This window comes from Chelativorans sp. ZYF759 (assembly GCF_012911015.1).
Classification (GTDB): domain Bacteria; phylum Pseudomonadota; class Alphaproteobacteria; order Rhizobiales; family Rhizobiaceae; genus ZYF759.
Genome location: NZ_WVVV01000001.1, coordinates 749,902 through 770,596 on the forward strand (window position 1 = coordinate 749,902; position 20,695 = coordinate 770,596).

A 20,695-nucleotide genomic window follows, 5' to 3' on the forward strand; every position below is an offset into this window, starting at 1 on the left:
CAATCGCCCGGGCCTTTTTCTTGTGTTGATCGTTCACTTTTTCAGCACGATCTATCGCGCCGGGCACCCTTTCCATTTGCTGCTGACGGACGACATATGAACCCAGGTTCGACGGGCCGGACATGCTGGCCCGATACAAGGAGACTTCTATGATCGACCAGATCCGCGGCTTGCACCACGTCACCTCGATGGCGCGCGATGCCCGCTTGAACAACATCTTCTTCACGCAGGCGCTGGGCTTGCGTCGGGTCAAGAAGACCGTCAATTTCGACGCGCCCGACGTCTACCATCTCTATTACGCAGACGAGGCGGGCACGCCCGGCACGGTGATGACGTATTTCCCGTTTCCCGGCATGGCCCGCGGGACACCGGGTACTGGCGAAGTCGGCACGACCGCATTCTCGGTGCCGGAGGGCTCGCTGGGATATTGGGAGGAACGCCTCGGCCAGCACGCCGTCGGCGATGTCAAACGCGATACGCTCTTTGGCGAGCCGCGTCTTTCGTTCAAGGGGCCGGATGGCGACGGTTTCGTCCTCGTGGAGACGGCCGGCGACAAGCGCACGCCCTGGACCGGAAACGGTGTCGGTGCGGACGTGGCGATTCGCGGTTTTCACTCGGTGGCCATGCGGCTGCAGGACACGGCCGGCATGAACTATCTGCTCGGTCTCATGGGCTATGAGGAAATCGCCAAGGAAGGCAACGTCCACCGCTACCGGATCAAGGGCGAGGGCAATGGCGCGGACTTCGTGGACATCGAGGTTCTGCCGCTGATGAACCCGGCCCGCCAGGGGGCCGGCTCGGTGCATCACGTGGCCTTCGCCGTCGACGACCGCGCTGCCCAGCTTGCCGTGCGCGAGGAGCTGACTTCGGCCGGCGTCCCCATCACGCCGGTGATCGACCGCGACTATTTCTACGCGATCTATTTCCGCACCCCGGGCGGCGTGCTGTTCGAGATCGCCACCAACGAACCTGGCTTCGACCGGGACGAGGATCGCGCGCATCTGGGCGAAGCGCTCAAGCTGCCGAGCCAGCACGAGCATCTTCGCGCGCATCTCGAGCAGACCCTGCAGCCGATCGAAGCCTGAGGAGTGATCATGGCACAAGACAGCTACATCCACCGGATCGAAGAGGGAGAGGTCGGCGGTCCGCTGCTTTTCGTCTTCCACGGAACCGGTGCGGACGAGAATCAGCTCGTGGGCATCGCACGCCAGCTCATGCCTGCGGCGACCATCGTGTCGCCGCGGGGCGACGTGTCGGAACATGGTGCCGCCCGCTTCTTTAAGCGCACGGGCGAAGGCGTCTACGATATGGAGGACCTTGCCGAACGCACGAAGAAGATGGCAGCCTTCATCCAGGCGCATGTCGCGGCGCGGTCGCCATCGACGGTGCTCGGCATGGGCTATTCCAACGGCGCCAACATCCTCGCTAGCGTCGCATTCGATCAGCCCGCACTGTTTGCCGGAGCGGTGCTCATGCACCCGTTGATCCCGTTCGAGCCGCAGGTTGCGGGTTCGCTGGAGGGACGCAGCCTGCTCATCACGGCGGGCCGACGCGATCCGATCTGTCCGGCACCGATGACCGAGAGCCTCGCCGAGGCACTCAAACGGCACGGGGCGGCCGTCGAGACGGCATGGCACGAGGGCGGGCACGAGGTACGTCCGGAAGAGTTCGAGGCAGCAGGCCGGTTCCTTTCCGGCTGGGCATGAGGAGCAGGACCATGGAGAACGCGGAAGACGGCATCGTTCTCGAGGATAATGGCGGAAAGGCGCGCTATGTGCTCGCCGGGCCCGACGGCGCGGAAGCCGAACTTACCTTCACGCGGGTCGGCGAGAAGCAGATCATCATCGATCACACGGGCGTGCCGGATGTCTTTCGCGGGCAGGGGGCGGGCTTGAAGCTCGTCGAGCGGGCGGTCGAGGACGCGCGCGCGGCGGGCAAGACGGTCATCCCGCTCTGCCCCTTCGCCGCGTCCCAGTTCCGGCGTCATCCGGAATGGGCGGACGTGCTGAAGAAATAGCGCCCTCAGCCCTTCGGTCTGGCGAGGGCGAAGCGGAAAGCGAGCCCGGCCAGGATGGCGCTGGCGACGACGTTCCAGCCGGCGAAGGAAAGCCCGAGGAACCTACCGGCGGCCTGGTCACAGGCCGGCGGCACGAAGGCGTCCAGCGCGTCGAGCGCGCTGCGCCCGCCCGTTTCAGTCGGCGCGACCACGCCGCAATCGGCGGGGCCTGCCCACCAGCCCCATTCCACGCCGGCATGGTGGCCCCCTAGATAAAGCCCCCACAGCATCAGCGCGCCGCCGACGAGCATCAGGCCGCGCGTCAGAAGGGCCGGACCCTTCAGACCTGCGCTCAGCGCGGCCGCCAGCATGACGGGGATGCCGAGATAATAGGGGGTGCGCTGTTCCAGGCAGAGCGCGCAGGGGATGAAGCCGCCGACATGCTCGAAGGCGAGCGCTGCGCCCACGGTCACGGCCATGCCGATGGCGACGAGCGCGGCTTGCGGCAACAGCGGCCGACCGGTTCTTTCAGAGAGCGTGTTCATCATTCACAGCAGATAGGCGAAGGCGACGAAGCCGCCAATGAGGAGCACCATGAATAGGACGAAAAGAAGATTGAGGTGCTTTTCGACGAAATGGCGCACCGGCTCGCCGATGAGGAACAGGAGCCAGGAGACGAGGAAGAAGCGCAGGCCGCGCCCGACGACGGAAACCAGAACGAAGGTGAAGAGGTCGAGCCCGGCGAAACCGGAAAAGATGGTCAGCACCTTGTAGGGGAAGGGGGTTACCGCGGCAAAAAGCACGCCCCATCCGCCCCAGACCTCGTACCATTCCTGCAGCCGGGCAAACGCGTCCTCGGCATGGTAGAAGGCGAGGATGCGTTGCCCGATCGTGTCGTAGAGCATCGCGCCGATGAGGTAACCCACCATCGCGCCGGCCACTGAGGCGATGGTGCAGATGAGCGCGTAGCGAAGCCATTTCGCCCGATCCGACAGGACCATGGGAATCAGGAGCACGTCGGGGGGGATCGGGAAGAAAGAGCTTTCCACGAAGGATACACCGGCCAGCGCGCGTTCGGCATGGCGCGTACGCGCGAGCGACATCGTCCAGTCATATAGCCTGCGAAGCATGCGAAGCCCCCTCTCTGCGGCGGGGCAAGCTCTAGAGCGAAAGGCCGGCCCGCGCAACGATGCAAAGTGCGTATGTAGCCGCGCTTGACGGAACCGGGGACGACCGTATAGTCCGCCTCCATCGGGACCTGCCCGGGTCCCCTTGCCCCTGTGGCGGAATTGGTAGACGCGCTCGACTCAAAAAGAGGTTTGTCTACCAATTCACAGGAAATCACGACGAATTGAAAGCGTCGTAGTTTCAAGGCCCTAATGCGGGGGAGATTGAAAGGATCAGACTGCCGCTCGGGCGCTAGGTGCAGTATAGGTGCAGAGAGCGTAGGCTAGAGTCGGCGGCCATGTGCGGGCGTGGCGGAATTGGTAGACGCAGCGGATTCAAAATCCGCCGTCCTCACGGATATGTCGGTTCGAGTCCGACCGCCCGCACCATCTTCCTTCCCTGGCCGAGGCTGTGGTTCTCCACCCTTCCTCTCCCGTCATCTTGAACGGGCGCCGAACGATGTAAGCCCTTTGGGCTTATACATACCGAGCGCCGTCGCCCATAGCAGCACGGCAAGACCAGCTATGGCGTGAACCAGGATCGATACGCGCAGTTCGCTAGGATCGGCGACGGTGAATGAAGGCTGGCTCGCGACGGTCGCCATGGTGCTGATCTGCCCCGTCTTCATAAGGAGCATGAAGGTCGCGGTAGCTATGATCAATAGCTTGAACAGGACCCAGTAGTGACGAACCAGGCCCCACGGCGTTCCTAGCGACTGAACGATACCCGTCAGCAGAGCCAGGATCGCGAAGGGCACGATCACGGTCCGATTGATCAGGTCCATGCTCACGTAGACTGAACGGGCTACCAGCACATCGTCGCTGACAAGGCCGGCGATGGAGAGAACCACGAAGCCAGAAAGCGCGCCGACCCAACCGATCGACAGTGCGACGTGAACCGTCAGCAGGAGCTTGCGAGTGCTCGCGGTCATGCTCACCGATGGCGATCCATGTGCTGATCGTGGCTCGACGGCGCGAAATTTGTTGATGCGTGGTCGCCGTGCCCGTGCCTTCCCAAAAGGCCCGAGGACATTGCGAACACCGCAAGCATCAACAGCGCGACAAAGACGCCCTGCACCTTCACCTACCGAGGAGTGCGGTCCTTGGGATTGCTCGTGATCGCCATGTTCTCCTCCAACAGTCTTCGGACATGACCGACCTGTCTCTTATCAGACACAACGTCTATAATCTCGCCGAACGGACGGACGAAATCGTCGAAACGTCCAGTTCCGCCGGGAGAAGGTGGCGAGAATGTCAAAGGGTGCGGTCGATCGCCGGATCGGAAAAACCAGGGCAGGATTGCAGCACGCCCTGATCGCCCTGATTCTGGAGAAGGGCTACGACGCGATCACTGTCGATGAGATCTGCGCGCGGGCAAATGTCGGACGGTCGACCTTCTACCTCCACTATGCGAGCAAGGATGCGCTGAAGCGCAGCGGCCTCGACCATCTACGCCAAGAACTGGCAGTTCGTCAGCAGCGCGTCCTGGCTGGGGAAGGTGAGATCGACAGGCTCGGTTTCGGCCTGGCGCTGTTCGAGCATGCTCGGGACCATATCGATCTGTATCGAGCCCTTGTAGGAGGCCAAGGCGGCACGATCGCTATCATGGAGATTCGCGAGATGCTCGCCGGGTTCATCCGAAAGGAGATCATGGCGGAGTCGACCGGCCGAACCGATCGGGCCGTTCCGCCTGACTTGGTGGTCGAATACCTTGTCGGGGCTTACGTCTCGGTGCTGACCTGGTGGCTGGATCGCGGAGCCGAGCCATCGCCTCAAGTCCTGGATGAGATGTTCCGGCAGGTGGCGATGAACGGCCTTCGTCGCCATCTCCGCGAAGCCGACTGATCCACGCACCATCATTTGCGCGACTAAGAATTTCCGTCGAGTCTCGCTCTGATCCGCTCCATCTGCTCAATTTCGGAACGTTGCCCGCCGCTGATGTTCTCGCAGAGGGAGACAAGCTCCGCATCGGTCAACGCCGCCTCGCGGCACATCAGGATCGCGCCGGAATGATGGGGAATCATCGACTCGATGAACTGGCGGTCATCGATCAGGGCCTGCGCTCGCGTGGCCGTGAAAGAACCGAGCGTCAGCGCGATGAATGCCACGTAGAGCGCGATGTTGAGAGTTCGTCGGGGGAACATGCCCGGCATGGTCGCCAGCATGAATATACCCATGGGCGCCCACATGGTCACGGCCATGTAGAGCATGTTCAGATTGTTCCGAAAGTCGCGGACACCGTCGATCATCGAGAACATGACGACATACATGACGACGAGGCCGAGCGCCATGTTGATCCAGAACATGAGGTAGGGACGTCCGCCGTGCTTCCCTTGGTGCGCGTGCCCAGCCTCACCGGAACGATGCGTCATCTCAAATCTCCCGAGATTTGTTATCTGCGGCCAGCCCGATCCTGACGGGCGCCGAACCGTCCATGGCCTTGCGTGCAAAGCGGGCGGAATCGCCACCCGCCCGCTTCGCCTCAGTTGCCACGTTCCGCGAGCCACCGTCGCATCATCTCGATCTCCGCTTCCTGCGCGGAGATGACTTCTTCGGCCAGCGCGCGGACCTCGGGGTCTGTTCCGTGGTCCAGCACCACCCGCGCCATGTCGATTGCGCCCTGATGGTGCGGGATCATGCCGCGCATGAAGTCCACGTCCGCATCGCCGGTATAGTCAATGGCCATATCGGCGTGCATGCGGTCGTTGGCCTCTCTGTAGGCACGAACCGCAGGGTTGTCGGATTCCGCGCCGGCGGCTTCAGGTGGGTGCCCGCCGTGATCCATATGCGCGCCGTGATCGGCGCCTCCGAGCTGCGATTCAGCGACCGCGAGCCCGGCCGCGGCCGCAATCGCTCCTGCGATCAGGATGGGCGTGAGCCTGTTCATTGGCGCATCCCGTCTAGCCGCCAAGCTGGGCGGCCGGGTAGCCCGCCTGTGCAAGAGCGGCTTCGAGAACTTCGCGTGGCCGATCGGACGTGACCTCCACCTTCCGGTTGGTCAGGTCCGGCGTCACGGTCGCAGCCGGATCGACGGACTGCACGGCTTTGGTGACGCTGCGGACGCAGCCGCCGCACGACATATTCTTGATGTGGAACTGCATGAGAACCTCCTGTTCGTCTCTCATGCCTCTCCAGATGGGGCTTCCCACCGTTGGAAGGTCAAGGGACAAACAAAAAGAAAAATGCGTATTGACCTTCCCATCGTTGGAAGCCCCACCTTGATGGGCGAATACCGAAACTCGCCTGCAAGGAACTGTCATGAACGCGCCGCTCAAGGACCACTTTGCCCCGAACGAGGCCATCACCCTCCCGATTGAAGGGATGAGCTGCGCGTCGTGCGTCGGGCGCGTCGAGAAGGCGTTGAGGGCCGTGCCAGGGGTGGCGGAGGCGAGCGTCAATCTCGCGACGGAGAGGGCCGAGATTGCGTTCACCGTGCCGACCGACCGCAGCGCCCTCGTCGCGGCCGTCGAGGATGCAGGCTATTCCGTGCCGTCTGCCACGATCGAGCTTGCCATCGAAGGCATGACTTGCGCGTCATGCGTTGGCAATGTGGAGCGGGCGCTGAAGGCCGTTCCGGGTGTCGCCGACGCCACCGTCAACCTTGCCACCGAGCGCGCCCAGGTGCGCGGCATGGCTGGCGCCGCCGAGTTGATCGGTGCGGTGGAGCGGAGCGGATACGTGGCGCGGGCTCTGGATCGCGCCGCGGCGCACGACGGCGAGGCGGACGCGCGCAAGGACCGCGAGCAGGCGGAACTCAAGCGAGACGTGATCCTGGCGGCTACGCTGACCCTGCCGGTATTCGCGCTGGAGATGGGATCGCACCTCATTCCCGGCGCGCACGATCTCATCATGGTGACCATCGGCATGCAGTGGAATTGGTATCTCCAGTTCGCGCTCACGACCATCGTGCTGTTCGTGCCGGGCGTCCGGTTCTACGAGAAGGGCTTTCCCGCCCTCGTCCGGCTGACACCCGACATGCACTCGCTGGTCGCGGTCGGAACGATGGCCGCCTATGCCTACTCGATGGTCGCGACCTTCGCGCCTTCGCTGCTGCCGGAAGGCACGATCAACGTCTACTACGAAGCCGCAGCCGTCATCGTCACCCTGATCCTGCTCGGCCGCTTCCTCGAAGCGCGGGCAAAGGGCCGCACCTCCGAGGCGATCAAGCGCCTCGTCGGCTTGCAGGCCAAGACCGCGCGCGTGCGTCGCGACGGCAAGGCGGTCGAGATCGCTATCGCCGAGGTCGCGCCCGGCGACGTGGTCGAGGTGAGGCCGGGCGAGCGCGTGCCCGTCGACGGAGAGGTCATGGAGGGCGAAAGCTACGTCGACGAATCCATGATCACCGGCGAGCCGATCCCCGTCGCCAAGGAGACGGGAAGCCAGGTCGTAGGAGGCACGGTCAACCAGAAGGGCGCGTTCGCCTTCACCGCGACGGCGGTAGGCGGTGCGACGGTGCTTTCGCAGATCATCCGCATGGTCGAGCAGGCTCAAGGCTCCAAGCTGCCGATCCAGGCGCTCGTCGACAAGGTGACCATGTATTTCGTGCCGGCCGTGATCGGCGTCGCATTCCTGACCTTCCTTGTCTGGCTTGCTTTTGGCCCGACGCCGGCGCTGACCTTCGCACTGGTCAATGCCGTCGCCGTGCTCATCATCGCCTGCCCTTGCGCCATGGGTCTCGCCACGCCGACCTCGATCATGGTCGGGACCGGCCGTGGCGCGGAGATGGGCGTTCTGTTCCGCAAGGGCGAGGCGCTCCAGCTTCTGAAGGACGCCAGAGTCGTGGCGCTCGACAAGACCGGCACGCTGACCGAGGGCCGGCCGGCGCTGACCGATCTGGAGGTCGCCGAAGGCTTCGAGCGGAGCGACGTGTTGGCGAAGGTCGCTGCCGTGGAGGCGAAGTCGGAGCATCCGATCGCCCGAGCCATCGTCGAGGCGGCCGAGGCCGAAGGGATCGCGCTTCCCGCGATCGCCGGCTTCGAGTCCGTCACTGGCTTCGGCGTGAAGGCCGAGGCCGGTGGCGAGCGCATCGAAGTGGGCGCGGACCGCTACATGATGAAGCTGGGGCTCGACGTGGCGACCTTCGCCGAAACAGCCGCCCGCCTTGGCGACGAGGGCAAGACGCCGCTCTATGCCGCGATCGGCGGCAGGCTCGCCGCCATCGTCGCGGTCGCCGATCCCGTCAAGGAGACCACGCCGCAGGCCATCGCCGCGCTGCACGATCTTGGGCTCAAGGTCGCGATGATCACCGGCGACAACAGGCGCACCGCCGACGCCATCGCCAAACGGCTTGGCATCGATCATGTGATCGCCGAGGTGCTGCCCGAGGGCAAGGTCGAGACCGTGAAGGCTTTGAAAGCCGAGCACGGCAAGCTTGCCTTCGTCGGCGACGGCATCAACGACGCCCCGGCGCTGGCCGAAGCCGATGTCGGCATCGCCATCGGCACGGGCACCGACATCGCCATTGAGGCGGCCGACGTGGTGCTGATGTCCGGCAGCCTCAAGGGTGTGCCCAATGCCATCGCTCTGTCGAAGGGAACGATCCGCAACATCAGGCAGAACCTGTTCTGGGCCTTCGCCTACAACACGGCGCTGATCCCGGTCGCGGCCGGTGTCCTCTACCCGGCCTTCGGCATCCTCCTCTCGCCGGTGCTTGCGGCCGGCGCGATGGCGCTGTCCTCGGTCTTCGTGCTCGGCAACGCATTGCGCCTTCGTGGATGGCAGCCGCCAATGGAAGCCGTGGCCGGCGGAGCCAGCGCGGTCGCGCGGTCTCCGGGTTCGGCCGTGACTGGCGACGAGCTTTCGAGAACGGAAAGGAGCGCGGCATGAATATTGGCGAAGCGGCACGCGCCTCGGGCGTCAGTGCAAAGATGATCCGCTACTACGAGCAGACGGGCCTGATCCCGCCAGCCGATCGCACGGCGTCGGGCTACCGGGACTATTCCGAAACGGACGTGCATATGCTGCGCTTCATTCGGAGATCGCGCGATCTTGGCTTTTCGGTCGCGGAGATCAACGACCTGCTCGGGCTTTGGCGAGACCGCGGCCGGCAAAGCGCAGACGTCAAGCGCATAGCGCTGGCCCGCATCGAGGACCTGCGCCGCAAGATCGACGAGATGGAGCAAATGGCTGCGACGCTGGAGCACCTGGCGTCCTGCTGCGCAGGCGACAATCGGCCGGACTGCCCCATTCTTGCCGACCTCGAAAACCCCACGGACACCGATGAAGAGCCGAAGCGGCCTCGCGGAGCGATAGACACGCGCCTGCAATGACCGGCAGGCACACACCATTTGAATGGAGATCGAAAAATGACAGAGCTGTCCCGTCGAAAAGTGCTTGGTCTTGCCGCGATCGGCCTCGGCGCATCTGTGGCGGTCGGCATTCCCCGGTTTGCGGTCGCTTCCCAACCCACGATTGACGTCGCGCGCTCCCCGAGCTGCGGCTGCTGCGGGGACTGGATCGACCATATGCGCGCGGCCGGCTTTACGGTGAACGACAGGCTGATCGACGATCTCGCGCCTCTCAAGGCGCAGCTCGGTGTGCCCGCCGATCTGCAATCGTGCCACACCGGGATCGTCGAGGGCTATGCTATCGAGGGCCATGTTCCAGCCGAGGATGTGCTTCGCCTCCTGCGCGAGCGACCGTCCGCGACCGGCCTTGCAGTGCCCGGCATGCCGCTCGGCTCTCCCGGCATGGAGGTCGGCGGACAGACGGAACCCTACGAGGTGATCCTTTTCAGCGCGTCGGGCCGGGACGTCTTCGCCCGCCACTGAGCTTGCTGCCTCATGTTGTCCGTCCTCTCCAATCGCACCTATCGGCATCTGTTCGCCGCCCAGGTTCTCTCGTTGATCGGAACGGGGCTGACGACGGTGGCGCTCGGTCTTCTTGCCTATGAGCTTGCCGGCGCCGACGCGGGACAGGTTCTCGGCATCGCGCTCGCCATCAAGATGATCGCCTATGTGGGGGTCTCGCCCTTTGCCGGTGCGCTCGCGGGTCTCTTGCCGCGGCGTGGCCTGCTGGTGGGCCTCGACGTCGTGCGGGCCGGCATGGTGCTGCTTCTGCCGTTCGTCACCGAGGTCTGGCAGATCTATGTGCTGGTCTTTCTTTTCCAGTCCTGCTCGGCAGCCTTCACGCCAACCTTCCAGGCGACGATCCCCGACATCCTGCCGGTCGAGGAGGAGTATACGACGGCGCTGTCGCTCTCGCGGCTTGCCTATGATCTTGAGTCCTTGCTGAGCCCGCTCCTGGCCGCGCTGGCGCTGACGGTCATTGGTTTTCATTGGCTGTTCGTCGGCAACGCCATCGGCTTCCTCGCATCCGGGCTGCTGGTGCTCTCTGTTGGCCTGCCTATGGCGAAATCGGTCCAGCGTCCCTTCATGGAGCGGCTGACGCGTGGAAGCTGGATCTACTTCGCCACGCCGCGCCTGCGCGGTCTTCTGGCGCTGAGTTTCGCTGCCGCGGCTTCGGGCGCGATGGTGATCGTCAACACGGTGGTGATCGTGCGCGCGGGCTTTGGCGGAAGCGAAGGCGACGTCGCATGGTTTTTCGCGGCCTACGGAGCGGGCTCGATGGCCGTCGCGCTCGCCTTGCCGATGTTGCTCCAGGGCGGCTCCCCTCGCGGCGTGATGATCGGCGGGGCGGCCATCCTCCCGGTGCTGCTCTTGGTCGCCGCGATCCATCCGACGTGGTGGACGATCATTTCCGTGTGGGCACTGCTCGGCGCCGGCGCCTCGGCGATCATGACGCCGGCCGGCATCCTGCTTCGCCGCTCCGCCCATCCGGAGGACAGGCCCTCCCTGTTCGCGGCCCAGTTCGCTCTCTCGCATGCCGGCTGGCTGGTCACCTACCCGCTGGCCGGGTGGCTCGGAGGGAATGTCGGGATGACGGCGGCTTTCCTCGTCATGGGTGCAGGAGCCGCGGCGGGCGCGGTTGCAGCGATGATCCTGTGGCCGAGCCACGATCCGGGCATCATCGAGCACACCCATGAGGAGATCGAGCATAGCCACCCTCTGGAGGCTGGTGCCGATCATGCTCCACCGATCGCTGCGCGTAACGGGGTATCGCACCGCCACGCGGCCATCCGCCACGCGCACCCCTTCGTCATCGACGATCACCATCCGGTCTGGCCGCGACCTTGACCGGCAAGAACGAACAAACGACAGGAGGATGAGATGACATCCCTCACGGCCGGAAAGACGGCGACGCTCTATCGCCTTTCGACCCCGGACCATCTGTGCCCCTACGGGCTGAAGACGAAAGCCTTTCTCGAACGGCAAGGGTTTGCTGTCGAGGACCACCTGCTCACCTCGCGGGCCGAGGCCGACCGCTTCATGGCCGAGCATGATGTGAAGACCACACCGCAGGTCTTCGTCGGCGGCGAGCGGATCGGCGGCTACGACGACACCCGCGCGCATTTCGGGAAGCCTCTGCGCGGCAAGGACGAGACGACCTACCAGCCGGTGATCGCGCTGTTCGGCGTGGCCTTCCTGATGGGCCTCGCGGTGAGCTGGGTCGCGTTCGGCACGATCTTCGACTTCCATGCGATCGAGTTCTTCATCGCCATCGCCATGTGCCTGCTTGGAATCCAGAAGCTTCAGGACGTTGAGAGCTTCTCCACCATGTTCCTGAACTACGACCTGCTCGGCCGGCGCTACGTGCCCTACGCGTATTTCTATCCCTTCGGCGAGACGCTGGCGGGCGTGCTGATGCTGGCGGGAGCGCTCCTGTGGATCGCCTCGCCGGTCGCGCTGTTCATCGGCACGGTTGGAGCGGTCTCGGTGTTCAAGGCGGTCTATATCGACGGGCGCAAGCTCAAATGCGCATGCGTCGGCGGCAACAGCAATGTGCCGCTCGGCTTCGTGTCGCTGACCGAAAACCTCATCATGATCGCCATGGCGATCTGGATGCCGCTGCGCATGGGCTGGATGTAGTTGGGAACATACGGCGACGCGCCCGAAATACTCAGTTTTTCGATCTTTAACCTGCATCAACGATCGCTCGTCGCTCCGCGGCAATCCTGTGGGCGTCCCGCAGTGCCCTACAATGGAGCGATGGCAATGTCAGAGACTGAAACTGCACCGACAGGCGAGCTGGTCCACGTCAGAATCGAGCAACGGGCCTACCAGATTTGGGAGGACGAAGGCTGCCCAACCGGCTGCGAACTCGACCATTGGCTGCGTGCCGAGTCGGAGATTGCCGCAGGAGAAGCAGCACCTGAGCTGGAAGCAGTGGAGAGTGCGGGTTCCAAGAAAAAGACCTGAGACGTGCGGCCCACGCCGAGAACTTCGCCGCTTTCAATTCTTCGGCTGAAGGGGAACTTGTTCCCGTCGACGAGTGGCCGGCACACGATGAGGCGTGCGCGGCCGCTCATAAGTCAGCGCGCGAACCAGATCGAATCGGGGATGCCAAGTGAACTTCTTCGAGCGCTCCGTGCGCCGTGCACGGATCGCCTATTTCTCAATGGAGATCGCGCTGCGGCCGGAGGTCCACACCTACAGCGGCGGGCTGGGCGTTCTGGCCGGCGATACCGCCCGAACCGCCGCCGATCTGGACCTGCCGATGGTCTTCGTAACTCTGCTGAGCAAGCAGGGCTATGTCCATCAGGAGATCTCGTCCGACGGCGCGCAGGCAAACCGACCCGATCCTTGGTCGCCTGCGGACTGGGCAGAACCTCTCCCGAACATGGTCGCCGTGCGGATTGCCGGACGGGACGTGTGGATTCGGCCTTGGCTCTATCGTGTTGAATGCCCGCTTGGCCACGCGATCCCGGTCCTGTTGCTCGATACCGACCTGCAAGAAAATGAGCCGGCAGACAGGCGCATCACCGATGTTCTTTACGGCGGTGACGACGCGTATCGCCTGAAGCAAGAGATCGTCCTGGGAATCGGCGGCCAGCTTATCCTCCGGGCGCTGGGTTTCGAGATCGAGAAATTCCACCTTAACGAGGGCCACGCTGCGCTGTTGACTTTGCCGCTCTTGCGGGAGGCAGCACTACGCGACGGCGATCAATCATCGTCTTCGCTGCGATATGATACCGGCGCAGTCCGTCGACGCTGCGTCTTCACGACCCATACGCCCGTCGATGCCGGCTTCGACAGGTTCGACTACGACCTTGTGCGTGACACCCTTGGCGACTACGTCGAACTCGAAACGCTCAAGGCATTGGCCGGCCCGGCGCGTCTGAACATGACTCAACTTGCGCTCAACCTCAGCGGCTATGTGAACGGCGTCGCGCGGCGTCATGCCGAAACCGCGCGCAAGATGTTCCCCGGTTATGAGATCAGCTCGATCACCAATGGGGTGCATGTCCACACATGGACGCACAGAGCTTTCGCCGACCTTCACGCCAGCCGGTATCCCAACTGGGCCCATGAGCCGGAGATGCTGGCCTTTGCCGACCAGATGGACGACGCATCGGTCTGGACCGCTCATCAAAGTGCAAAGGCGGAGCTTATTGCGCACATAGCCGCAGCGAGCGGCACGCACCTTCGCGACGATCGCCCATTAATCGGTTACGCGCGCCGCATGACCGCCTACAAGCGGCCCGAACTGATCTTTTCCGACATCGAACGGTTGATCACGATCGCGGGAGAGCACCCTTTTCAGCTCGTCTTGGCGGGGCTCGCACATCCTGATGACAAGGGCGGCGCTGAGGCGATCGCTGCGTTCCACCGTCACATTCGACGTCTCGATGGTATCATCGAGATGGTCTTCCTTCCGGGTTATGACATGCAGCTCTCTGCCGCCCTCGTCGCGGGCTGCGACATCTGGCTCAATACGCCACTGCCTCCTCTCGAAGCGTCTGGCACGAGCGGCATGAAAGCGGCGTTGAACGGCGTCCTGAACCTCAGCGTGCTCGATGGATGGTGGCTGGAAGGCTGTGTCGACGGGGTGACGGGCTGGTCGATCGAAGGATCACCGCCCGGCACAGGCGATGGTTCGGCACTCTATGCGAAATTGGAGGACGTGGTCCTGCCGCTCTACTACCGCGATCGATCGAGGTGGGTGTGGATGATGAAGCAGGCGATCAGCAAGATTGCTCCCTTGTTCAACAGCCACCGCATGATGAGCCGATACGTCACCGAGGCATATGCCCGCTAGAGGAACCAGGCCATCCAATGCAGGCGAAGGAGCTGATGACGAGGAACCTGACGACGGTGAGCCCGGACCATAGCGTTTGGCATGCGGCCCGCATCATGCTCGCGAAAGGCGTCAGCGGCCTCCCAGTCGTGGACGGCACCGGAGGGTTGGTCGGCATCATCACCGAGGGCGACCTGCTGCGGAGGTCCGAGCTTGGGACGGCGGGCCCGATTGGCGACAGGGCAGAGTGGGCCCAAGATTTGGCGCGCGACTACGTCAGAACCCGGAGCTGGAAAGTGGGTGACGTCATGTCTCCGGAAGTGATCACGATCGAGGAAGGCACTTCTGTCCAACAGATCGCGACGATGCTGCGTGTGCATCGGATCAAGCGACTGCCAGTGTTGCGGAACGGCCGGCTCGTAGGCGTGGTCGGGCGGGCTGACCTGCTCAAGATCGTCTCGGCCGGAAAACCTGACTTAGAAGTCAAGGGGGACGAAGCGGCTCGCCGTGCGATCGTGGCGCGCCTTCAAGACGCCATCGTCTATTTGAGCCGGCAACCTGAGATCGATGTTGCCGCAGGCCGAGTTCGTGTCACCGGCACGGTGCGATCGCCGGCCGAGCGGGATGCCATTCGACTGATCGTTGAGAGCGTCGCTGGACCAGGGTTCGAGGACCATCTGGAGATCGAGAGCGAGGAATGAAGATCGCGGTGTTCGAGGCTGAGGACTGGGAGGAGGCAGCGTGCGCTGGCCTGCGTCCCGCGCACGAGGTGCGTTGCACGCGCCAAGCGCTCACCAGGTCGACGGCAGGCGATTTCGCCGACGCGGAGGTGGTTAGTCCCTTCATCGCGTCGCGGATCGATGCCGATGTGCTCGAGAAGATGCCTGCTCTCAGATTCGTTGCAACCCGATCGACAGGGTATGACCACATCGATCTGGAGGCTTGCGATCGACGAGGGATCGTGGTGGCCAACGTCCCCGACTACGGCGATTCCACGGTCGCGGAGCATGCTTTCGCGTTGCTTCTCGCACTGGCTCGCAACATCGTCGAGAGCGCCGACCATACGCGTAGGGGAGGCTTCTCTATGGCGCGGACGCGAGGCTTCGAGCTTCGTGGCAAGGTCATGGGCGTAATCGGCACGGGCCGAATTGGGCGTCGTGCCATCGAGATCGCAAGTGGCTTCGGCATGACCGTTCTCGCCCATGACCGCCGTGAGGACCGGGAGGCAGCCGCTCGGCTGGCGTTTTCCTACGGCTCGCTGAGTGAGGTGCTGGAGCAGTCTGACGTCATTTCCCTTCACGTGCCGTCGTCGCCCGGAACTGTCGGCCTCATCGGAGATGCGGCCTTCGCTGCGATGAAGGAGGGAGCGATCCTGATCAATACGTCGCGTGGAAATGTCGTCGACACCGAGGCGCTCGTGCGGGCCTTAGTCGAGGGAAAGCTGCGCGCGGCGGGGCTCGATGTCTTGCCGCAGGAGCCTCTGATACGCGAGGAAGCAGAGATATTCCGTCAGCAAAGAACTCTCGACGCCCCAGACCTCAAGGCGCTGGTAGCGAACCATGTGTTGCTGCGGTTTCCGAACGTCCTCGTCACGCCACACAATGCTTACAACACGGACCAGGCGCTTCGCCGGATCATCGACACGACCCTGGCGAACATCACGTCCTTCGCTGCGGGCAACGCCACGAACATCGTGGAGGGCAGGTAGCGTGGCGGCCGGAACCCGTCACCGCAAGGGAGCCGACCGGATGGGACGCCATGTGTCTCTCCGCCACGGTTAGCTACGCCGCCGCTGCGATCCTCGTCCCTTCCGGCACCGTCGCAACGGTTTTGGCGTGGACCGGAGATCGCCGCTATCTGATGCTCGCGATCCTGCCACTTCTGTTCGGGCTGCAACAATGGGCCGAAGGGATGGTCTGGGACGCCGGAGCAGATGGGCATACTGACCATGTCGAGCAATACTCGTTCGTCTATATGTTCTTCGCCTGGATCGTTTGGCCTATCTGGATTCCCATGTCGGCCTACTTCCTGGAGAGCGGCAGCCGAAGCGCCCTCATCCTGTTGTTTGTGATCGCCGGAGCGATGCTGGGCGGCCTTCAATTCGTCCCCTACTTCACACATGAGGGATGGCTGTCGACGTCGTTCCTTGCCTGGGCGGTTCGATATGAAGACATAAACCTACTCGACGCGATCGTGTCGCGAGTGGTGACATACGGGATCTATCTCGCCGTCATCATTGCGCCGTTTCTGGTGGTTCGCGATCGAGCCGTAAAGATATTCGGACTGCTGACAGGCGGCGTCGTGGTGATCACCTACCTGTTCTTTTCCTACGCCTACATCTCCGTCTTCTGCTTTGGCGGCGCGCTGATCTCGACCTATTTGCTGGCGCTGATCTGGTGGAGGCGATCGGGTCGAACGACTGTGCTCAGCGCATAGGCGTTCGGCCAGATGGCGTCAAACAAGGCCGCGACCGATGCCCAACGCGGCGTTGGTGCGGGCGATCGAGTCCGCAGCCTTCGGTGCGGGTGCCGCGAGCGCGCGGATGGCGTCGATCGTGTCTGGAATGACGATCGCCTGATTGTCGACCATATAGGCGTAGAACAGTTCGTCCCCTTGAACCTTGAGCATGTCGTCCCACAGGGCGACCTCGTAGAGGCTGTCATGCGGCCGGCCGAGATCGGCCATGAGTTCCTTGACGGTGTTGAGTGCCGTGAGGCCATCGGAGGTGCGGATCAGGGCGATGCGAGGCGATGTCCGAAACGCGTCGAGCACCTCGTCCTTCGTCGCGGCTCGCGTCAACTGAACGGACCAGTAATGCAGATGCGCGAGCGTCTGGGGCACCTTGACCGCCATGGTGACGACGTCGAGGTCGGGATCGACGCTTTGGGCATCCGGGCCTTGGTGGCTGGGAATGTCCGGTTCGGGGACAAGCGTGTTCATGATGCCGCCCTCATGGCTCTCCCAAGGATCGGTGGCGCGCCGCAGAAGCGTGCCGCGTGCCCGTTTCAGAAGGCCGGCCGTCTTCAGCGCTGTAAGGGTCCGCACGATCGAGGTGGTGTTGCAGGACACCACGCGGGTCGACGAGCGGCCGATCGCGCCGTCGAAGGACACTTCGGCGACGAAGGAGTGGCCCGTCACGTCGTGCTTTTCCCCACCGTGAACGATGAACTTGATCTCGCGGGCTCGATATGTCTCGACATTCTTAGCGGCAACGCGCTTGGGTGTGCAGTCCACGACGACGTCGGCTTGCTTGAGAAGGTCGTCCAGCGTGCCGGTCACCGTCACGCCGGCCTCGGTCATCGACCTAGTGTGTTCCGGCGTAGCGCCATAAAGCGCGATCCCTTTCGGCCCGAGCGGGCGAAGGCGCCAGTCCGTCACGATGTCGGCCACGCCGGCCAGCACCATGTCGTCCTGCGCGAGAACGGCATCGGCTACGCGCTTTCCGATGACACCATAGCCGTTGATGGCGACGCGGATTGGGGTCCTCTGGTTCATGACGGCGACCTTCCTCGGACTGGTATTCGACTGATCCTCGCCGAGTGTCCCAGCGGGCAGGCGTCGCTTCCTTGATCGAGGTTAAGGACGCAAACAGCACCGAGGCCGTTGATGCCCCGTTAGTTCCCCATTCTTCTGGAGACAAACATGCAAACGATACAGAACCGCCTCAGCGGCGGGCTTCTCACAATCCTGGGCGTGCTGGCCTTCGGAACCGGCATCTACTTTCTGGGCATCCGTCCCACACTGCTTCCCGAGGACATACGGTTCACCGGCATCGACGAGGCTACGTTGCCGCAGCCGTTTCTCGACTGGCTCGGGATCGTTTTCCGAACCTGGGGCGGATTCATCACCGGCTTTGCGATCGTCATTACCGGAATCGGCGTGGCGACGTTTTCAGGGGACGCCAAGTGGCTGCGATACGGCACGGCAGCGGGTATCCTTGTGGCCTTCGGACGGTTTGCCTACAGCAATGTGGTGATCAGCGGCGACTATCTGATCTTCATAGCGTCGATGTTCATCGTAGCGCTGATAGCCGCTGGTCTCTTGCTCTGGAAGCCTGGTCCGTAGCGAAAGGGGATCGGGCATCGAGCCGTTCAAAGGACGTTGAGCCGCAAGCATGGGAAATGCTCCAGCACAAGTCCTGGTCATCGCCGGATACGGGCATGTCGGAAAGCTGATCGCTCGGGAGCTGCTCGCAAAGCCTGAACTGGGCGTTTGGCTGGCCGGAAGAAACCGGGAGAAGGTGACGCAGGCGGCCGCGGCACTGGGATGCGATGCAGCGGTCGTCGACATTGCCGCGCGCGACACCTGGGAGCCCGCCGTTGCCGAGGCCAGCGTCGTCGTCATGTGCATCGATGCGCCAGACAACAGCTTTGCCGCCCATGTCCTGTCGAAAGGGGAAGCGATATGTCGACATCTCCGCAAATCAGGCCGTGATTGAGAACGTCGAGTTGCTTGACGGTCTTGCACGGTCCTCGGACGGCAGCGCAATCGTGTCGGTCGGCTTCGCGCCCGGACTGACCAACCTGATGGTCAAGAAAGCTGTCTCGCAGATGGATTACGCCGAGACGGCCAGGATCGGCGTCCTGCTCGGGCTCGGCGATACGCATGGCGAGGCGGCCATTCTCTGGACGCTGAGCAACGCGAGCGATCCGAACATGCCTGATCGAACTCCGGCCTATATCCGCTTTGGCGACGATCGAAAGGCTTCGATCGCCTATCCGTTTCCCTTCTCAGATCAATATGCGGTGCGTCGGACGCTCGGTCTCTCCGAGGCGACAACGTTCCTGTCCTTGGGCAGCGATGTCCTGACGAAGCTCGCATTCCGTGGCGCCCCGCTCCTTCGATGTCGTCACGGCGCGCAAAGGGCTATGGCAGCGATCCTTTCGCGCCTGCGATTCGGCTCCGACAGGGCTGTACTAGCCGTGGAGGTTTCCGGCCGCGTGGGAGGCCGGCCGGGATCGGTTGGGATCATATGCGAGGGCCGCCGGGAGGCCGAGATCACCGCCAGTGTCGCGGCACTTGTCGTCCGCAGGCTAATGGAGATGGAGGCGCAGCCGGGCGTGCATCATATCGACGAGATTATGGATGCCGATGCCGTTTTCGCGGAGCTTGCATCTCGCGGTGTTGCCGTCACCGTTCGATAGCCGGTCCGGGATCAATCGCTTCTTATGAGCCGAGGACTCCGGGGGAACCCGGCCAATCGAAATGGGGCAACGTCAGGAACGCGGCATAGCCGACCCCGCCGGCGAGAAGCGTTGCGACGACGATCGGAAGCCAGAAGCGCACCGGACCTGTCGCGGCCGCGACGACGAGCCGACCAAGTGCGTTCGTGGTGAGCGCGAGAAGAACGGCGTGGCCGACCGCCTCGAGATGTGCGGCGTCCCCGAGCAGGCGCAACGCGCTCAGCACCGCAACGTCAACTTCGAAGATGCCCGAGATCGCTGAGGTCGCCACCATCCCGCTTGTGCTGCCCATGGCCAGAACGGCGCTTATCGTGGAGACGATGGCAAAGAACAGAGCGAAGACCATGAGCGCCGGCAGGTCGAACGGATTGCGAAGCACCTGAGAAGCGTCGCCCTCGAGCCTGCCCCGCATGAGGAAGAAGACACCGCATGCGGCAAAGACGGTGACGGCGGCGAGGATGGCGAGGCCCGCCACGCCGAGCACGGCCGGCGCAACGATGATGACGATGCCGGTGACCCGCAACACGGATACGCCGGCAGCCAGGGTGGCCGCTCCGGCGAGCGGCCAAGGGTTTGCGCCGCCCGCGGCGGTGCGAGCAAGAGCAACGGTCACGGCTGTTGACGAGACGACGGCCCCTGCCATCCCTCCGACAAGAACGCCTCGGGTGGTGCCAAACAGCCGAACCGCGATGTAGCCGAGGAAGGAGATTGCCGCGGTCAGAACCGTGAAGAGCCAAACCTGATAAGGATTGAAGCCGCCCCAGGGATCGATCGCGCGGGCGGGCAGCATCGGCAGGATGATGGCCGTCATCACGGCGAGCACCATTGCCGAGCGCAGCTCAACCCAGGACAATCTTCGCAGAAGGCCGTGGAGCGCGTCCCGGCTGGCGAGAAGCGCCGCCAGCGCCGCCCCGCCCGCGGCCGCCGCCCGTTGGTCTCCGGCAACCGCCAGCGCGCCAAGCATGAACACGGCAAGACCGGCGATGATGCCGGTGACGCTGAACGTCTCGTCACGTAGGGCCTCGCGCGTCTTATACCAGGCAAAGACGGCGGTGAAGGCGAGAAGACCGGCGATCAGCACTGCGGAGGAGTCCAGGCTGATCGCGAGCGCGGCGACGACGCCACCGAGTAGCCCGGAAATCCCGTAGGTCCGGATGCCTGCGGTGCGTCCTCCCTCGTCGGTTTCGCGGTCGCGCCAGCCGCGTTCGAGGCCGACGAGCAGGCCGATCGCGAGCGCAAGTCCGAGACTGAGGATCAAATTGGCCATCAATCGC

Annotated in this window: 25 protein-coding genes and 1 tRNA gene; 18 read left to right on the plus strand and 8 right to left on the minus strand. The window is 63.6% G+C overall.

The window, feature by feature from the left end:
• Positions 1-149: 149 nt before the first annotated feature.
• From GRZ55_RS03455 to GRZ55_RS03465, 3 genes are read left to right on the plus strand one after another with little or no spacing between them, the layout of a single operon-like run.
• Complete coding sequence (locus GRZ55_RS03455) at positions 150-1,085, plus strand: VOC family protein (RefSeq protein WP_169285458.1); 936 nt, start codon at positions 150-152, stop codon at positions 1,083-1,085.
• A 9-nt stretch (positions 1,086-1,094) separates the two neighbouring features.
• The gene (locus GRZ55_RS03460) at positions 1,095-1,706 is read left to right on the plus strand and encodes an alpha/beta hydrolase (RefSeq protein ID WP_169285459.1); all 612 of its coding nucleotides are present in this window, start codon (positions 1,095-1,097) and stop codon (positions 1,704-1,706) included.
• An 11-nt stretch (positions 1,707-1,717) separates the two neighbouring features.
• Positions 1,718-2,017: a GNAT family N-acetyltransferase gene (locus GRZ55_RS03465; RefSeq protein ID WP_169285460.1), complete on the plus strand. Its 300-nt coding sequence runs from the start codon at positions 1,718-1,720 to the stop codon at positions 2,015-2,017.
• Between the two features lie 5 nt (positions 2,018-2,022).
• Here GRZ55_RS03465 and GRZ55_RS03470 read toward each other — a convergent pair whose 3' ends face one another.
• Both GRZ55_RS03470 and GRZ55_RS03475 read right to left on the minus strand, forming a co-directional pair.
• Positions 2,023-2,544 (minus strand): disulfide bond formation protein B, encoded by a 522-nt coding sequence (locus GRZ55_RS03470; protein WP_169285461.1) that lies wholly within the window; start codon positions 2,542-2,544, stop codon positions 2,023-2,025.
• A complete protein-coding gene (locus GRZ55_RS03475; protein ID WP_169285462.1) occupies positions 2,545-3,126 on the minus strand; it encodes a YqaA family protein in 582 nt (193 codons plus the stop codon). It lies immediately after the preceding gene.
• A 339-nt stretch (positions 3,127-3,465) separates the two neighbouring features.
• On the opposite strand from GRZ55_RS03475, the gene GRZ55_RS03480 reads away from it, so the two are divergent.
• A tRNA-Leu gene (locus GRZ55_RS03480) sits at positions 3,466-3,552 on the plus strand.
• A gap of 47 nt (positions 3,553-3,599) precedes the next feature.
• Here the strand turns inward: GRZ55_RS03480 and GRZ55_RS03485 are convergent.
• Entirely contained in the window at positions 3,600-4,094 is a 495-nt protein-coding gene (locus tag GRZ55_RS03485; RefSeq protein WP_169285588.1) for a hypothetical protein, read from the minus strand.
• A gap of 319 nt (positions 4,095-4,413) precedes the next feature.
• Here GRZ55_RS03485 and GRZ55_RS03490 point away from each other — a divergent pair, with 319 nt between their 5' ends.
• Complete coding sequence (locus GRZ55_RS03490; RefSeq protein WP_169285463.1) at positions 4,414-5,007, plus strand: TetR/AcrR family transcriptional regulator; 594 nt, start codon at positions 4,414-4,416, stop codon at positions 5,005-5,007.
• Positions 5,008-5,030: 23 nt separating this feature from the next.
• Here the strand turns inward: GRZ55_RS03490 and GRZ55_RS03495 are convergent, their stop codons facing one another.
• The 3 genes from GRZ55_RS03495 to GRZ55_RS03505 form a co-directional block, all read right to left on the minus strand.
• Positions 5,031-5,534 carry a DUF305 domain-containing protein gene (locus tag GRZ55_RS03495; RefSeq protein WP_169285464.1) on the minus strand — a complete coding sequence of 168 codons (504 nt, stop codon included), beginning with the start codon at positions 5,532-5,534 and terminating at the stop codon, positions 5,031-5,033.
• 110 nt (positions 5,535-5,644) lie between these two features.
• Complete coding sequence (locus GRZ55_RS03500) at positions 5,645-6,049, minus strand: DUF305 domain-containing protein (RefSeq protein WP_169285465.1); 405 nt, start codon at positions 6,047-6,049, stop codon at positions 5,645-5,647.
• 13 nt (positions 6,050-6,062) lie between these two features.
• The gene (locus tag GRZ55_RS03505; protein ID WP_210257188.1) at positions 6,063-6,287 is read right to left on the minus strand and encodes a heavy-metal-associated domain-containing protein; all 225 of its coding nucleotides are present in this window, start codon (positions 6,285-6,287) and stop codon (positions 6,063-6,065) included.
• A 133-nt stretch (positions 6,288-6,420) separates the two neighbouring features.
• Between GRZ55_RS03505 and GRZ55_RS03510 the strand changes: the two genes are divergently transcribed.
• The 10 genes from GRZ55_RS03510 to GRZ55_RS03555 all read left to right on the plus strand — a co-directional run bounded on the left by GRZ55_RS03510 (position 6,421) and on the right by GRZ55_RS03555 (position 16,674).
• Positions 6,421-8,988, plus strand: a complete 2,568-nt coding sequence (locus GRZ55_RS03510; RefSeq protein WP_169285466.1) for a heavy metal translocating P-type ATPase — start codon at positions 6,421-6,423, stop codon at positions 8,986-8,988.
• Positions 8,985-9,431: a Cu(I)-responsive transcriptional regulator gene (gene cueR / locus GRZ55_RS03515; protein WP_169285467.1), complete on the plus strand. Its 447-nt coding sequence runs from the start codon at positions 8,985-8,987 to the stop codon at positions 9,429-9,431. Before GRZ55_RS03510 ends, cueR begins: the two co-directional genes overlap by 4 nt.
• Positions 9,432-9,467: 36 nt before the next feature.
• Positions 9,468-9,932 (plus strand): DUF411 domain-containing protein, encoded by a 465-nt coding sequence (locus GRZ55_RS03520; RefSeq protein ID WP_169285468.1) that lies wholly within the window; start codon positions 9,468-9,470, stop codon positions 9,930-9,932.
• Positions 9,933-9,944: 12 nt separating this feature from the next.
• The gene (locus GRZ55_RS03525) at positions 9,945-11,297 is read left to right on the plus strand and encodes an MFS transporter (protein ID WP_169285469.1); all 1,353 of its coding nucleotides are present in this window, start codon (positions 9,945-9,947) and stop codon (positions 11,295-11,297) included.
• A 33-nt stretch (positions 11,298-11,330) separates the two neighbouring features.
• Positions 11,331-12,089, plus strand: a complete 759-nt coding sequence (locus tag GRZ55_RS03530) for a glutaredoxin (RefSeq protein ID WP_169285470.1) — start codon at positions 11,331-11,333, stop codon at positions 12,087-12,089.
• A 126-nt stretch (positions 12,090-12,215) separates the two neighbouring features.
• Positions 12,216-12,419 carry a DUF2934 domain-containing protein gene (locus GRZ55_RS03535; RefSeq protein WP_210257189.1) on the plus strand — a complete coding sequence of 68 codons (204 nt, stop codon included), beginning with the start codon at positions 12,216-12,218 and terminating at the stop codon, positions 12,417-12,419.
• A 148-nt stretch (positions 12,420-12,567) separates the two neighbouring features.
• Positions 12,568-14,259, plus strand: coding sequence for an alpha-glucan family phosphorylase (gene glgP, locus GRZ55_RS03540; protein ID WP_368856576.1), 1,692 nt, complete (start codon positions 12,568-12,570; stop codon positions 14,257-14,259).
• Positions 14,260-14,276: 17 nt separating this feature from the next.
• Complete coding sequence (locus tag GRZ55_RS03545; protein ID WP_169285472.1) at positions 14,277-14,939, plus strand: CBS domain-containing protein; 663 nt, start codon at positions 14,277-14,279, stop codon at positions 14,937-14,939.
• Positions 14,936-15,946, plus strand: coding sequence for a hydroxyacid dehydrogenase (locus GRZ55_RS03550; RefSeq protein ID WP_169285473.1), 1,011 nt, complete (start codon positions 14,936-14,938; stop codon positions 15,944-15,946). The genes GRZ55_RS03545 and GRZ55_RS03550 overlap by 4 nt, the downstream gene beginning before the upstream one ends.
• A 50-nt stretch (positions 15,947-15,996) precedes the next feature.
• Positions 15,997-16,674 carry a DUF6629 family protein gene (locus tag GRZ55_RS03555; RefSeq protein ID WP_169285474.1) on the plus strand — a complete coding sequence of 226 codons (678 nt, stop codon included), beginning with the start codon at positions 15,997-15,999 and terminating at the stop codon, positions 16,672-16,674.
• Between the two features lie 18 nt (positions 16,675-16,692).
• Here GRZ55_RS03555 and GRZ55_RS03560 read toward each other — a convergent pair whose 3' ends face one another.
• Entirely contained in the window at positions 16,693-17,733 is a 1,041-nt protein-coding gene (locus GRZ55_RS03560; RefSeq protein ID WP_169285475.1) for a type II glyceraldehyde-3-phosphate dehydrogenase, read from the minus strand.
• Between the two features lie 147 nt (positions 17,734-17,880).
• On the opposite strand from GRZ55_RS03560, the gene GRZ55_RS03565 reads away from it, so the two are divergent.
• Genes GRZ55_RS03565 through GRZ55_RS03575 form a run of 3 tightly spaced genes read left to right on the plus strand, consistent with a single transcriptional unit; the run spans position 17,881 to position 19,382 of the window.
• A complete protein-coding gene (locus GRZ55_RS03565; RefSeq protein WP_169285476.1) occupies positions 17,881-18,303 on the plus strand; it encodes a hypothetical protein in 423 nt (140 codons plus the stop codon).
• A 49-nt stretch (positions 18,304-18,352) separates the two neighbouring features.
• Positions 18,353-18,676: an NAD-binding protein gene (locus tag GRZ55_RS03570; protein ID WP_169285477.1), complete on the plus strand. Its 324-nt coding sequence runs from the start codon at positions 18,353-18,355 to the stop codon at positions 18,674-18,676.
• Positions 18,669-19,382: a hypothetical protein gene (locus GRZ55_RS03575; RefSeq protein WP_169285478.1), complete on the plus strand. Its 714-nt coding sequence runs from the start codon at positions 18,669-18,671 to the stop codon at positions 19,380-19,382. Before GRZ55_RS03570 ends, GRZ55_RS03575 begins: the two co-directional genes overlap by 8 nt.
• 22 nt (positions 19,383-19,404) lie before the next feature.
• Here GRZ55_RS03575 and GRZ55_RS03580 read toward each other — a convergent pair whose 3' ends face one another.
• On the minus strand, positions 19,405-20,688 hold the full coding sequence (locus tag GRZ55_RS03580) for an MgtC/SapB family protein (RefSeq protein WP_169285479.1): 1,284 nt from the start codon (positions 20,686-20,688) through the stop codon (positions 19,405-19,407).
• Between the last annotated feature and the right edge of the window lie 7 nt (positions 20,689-20,695).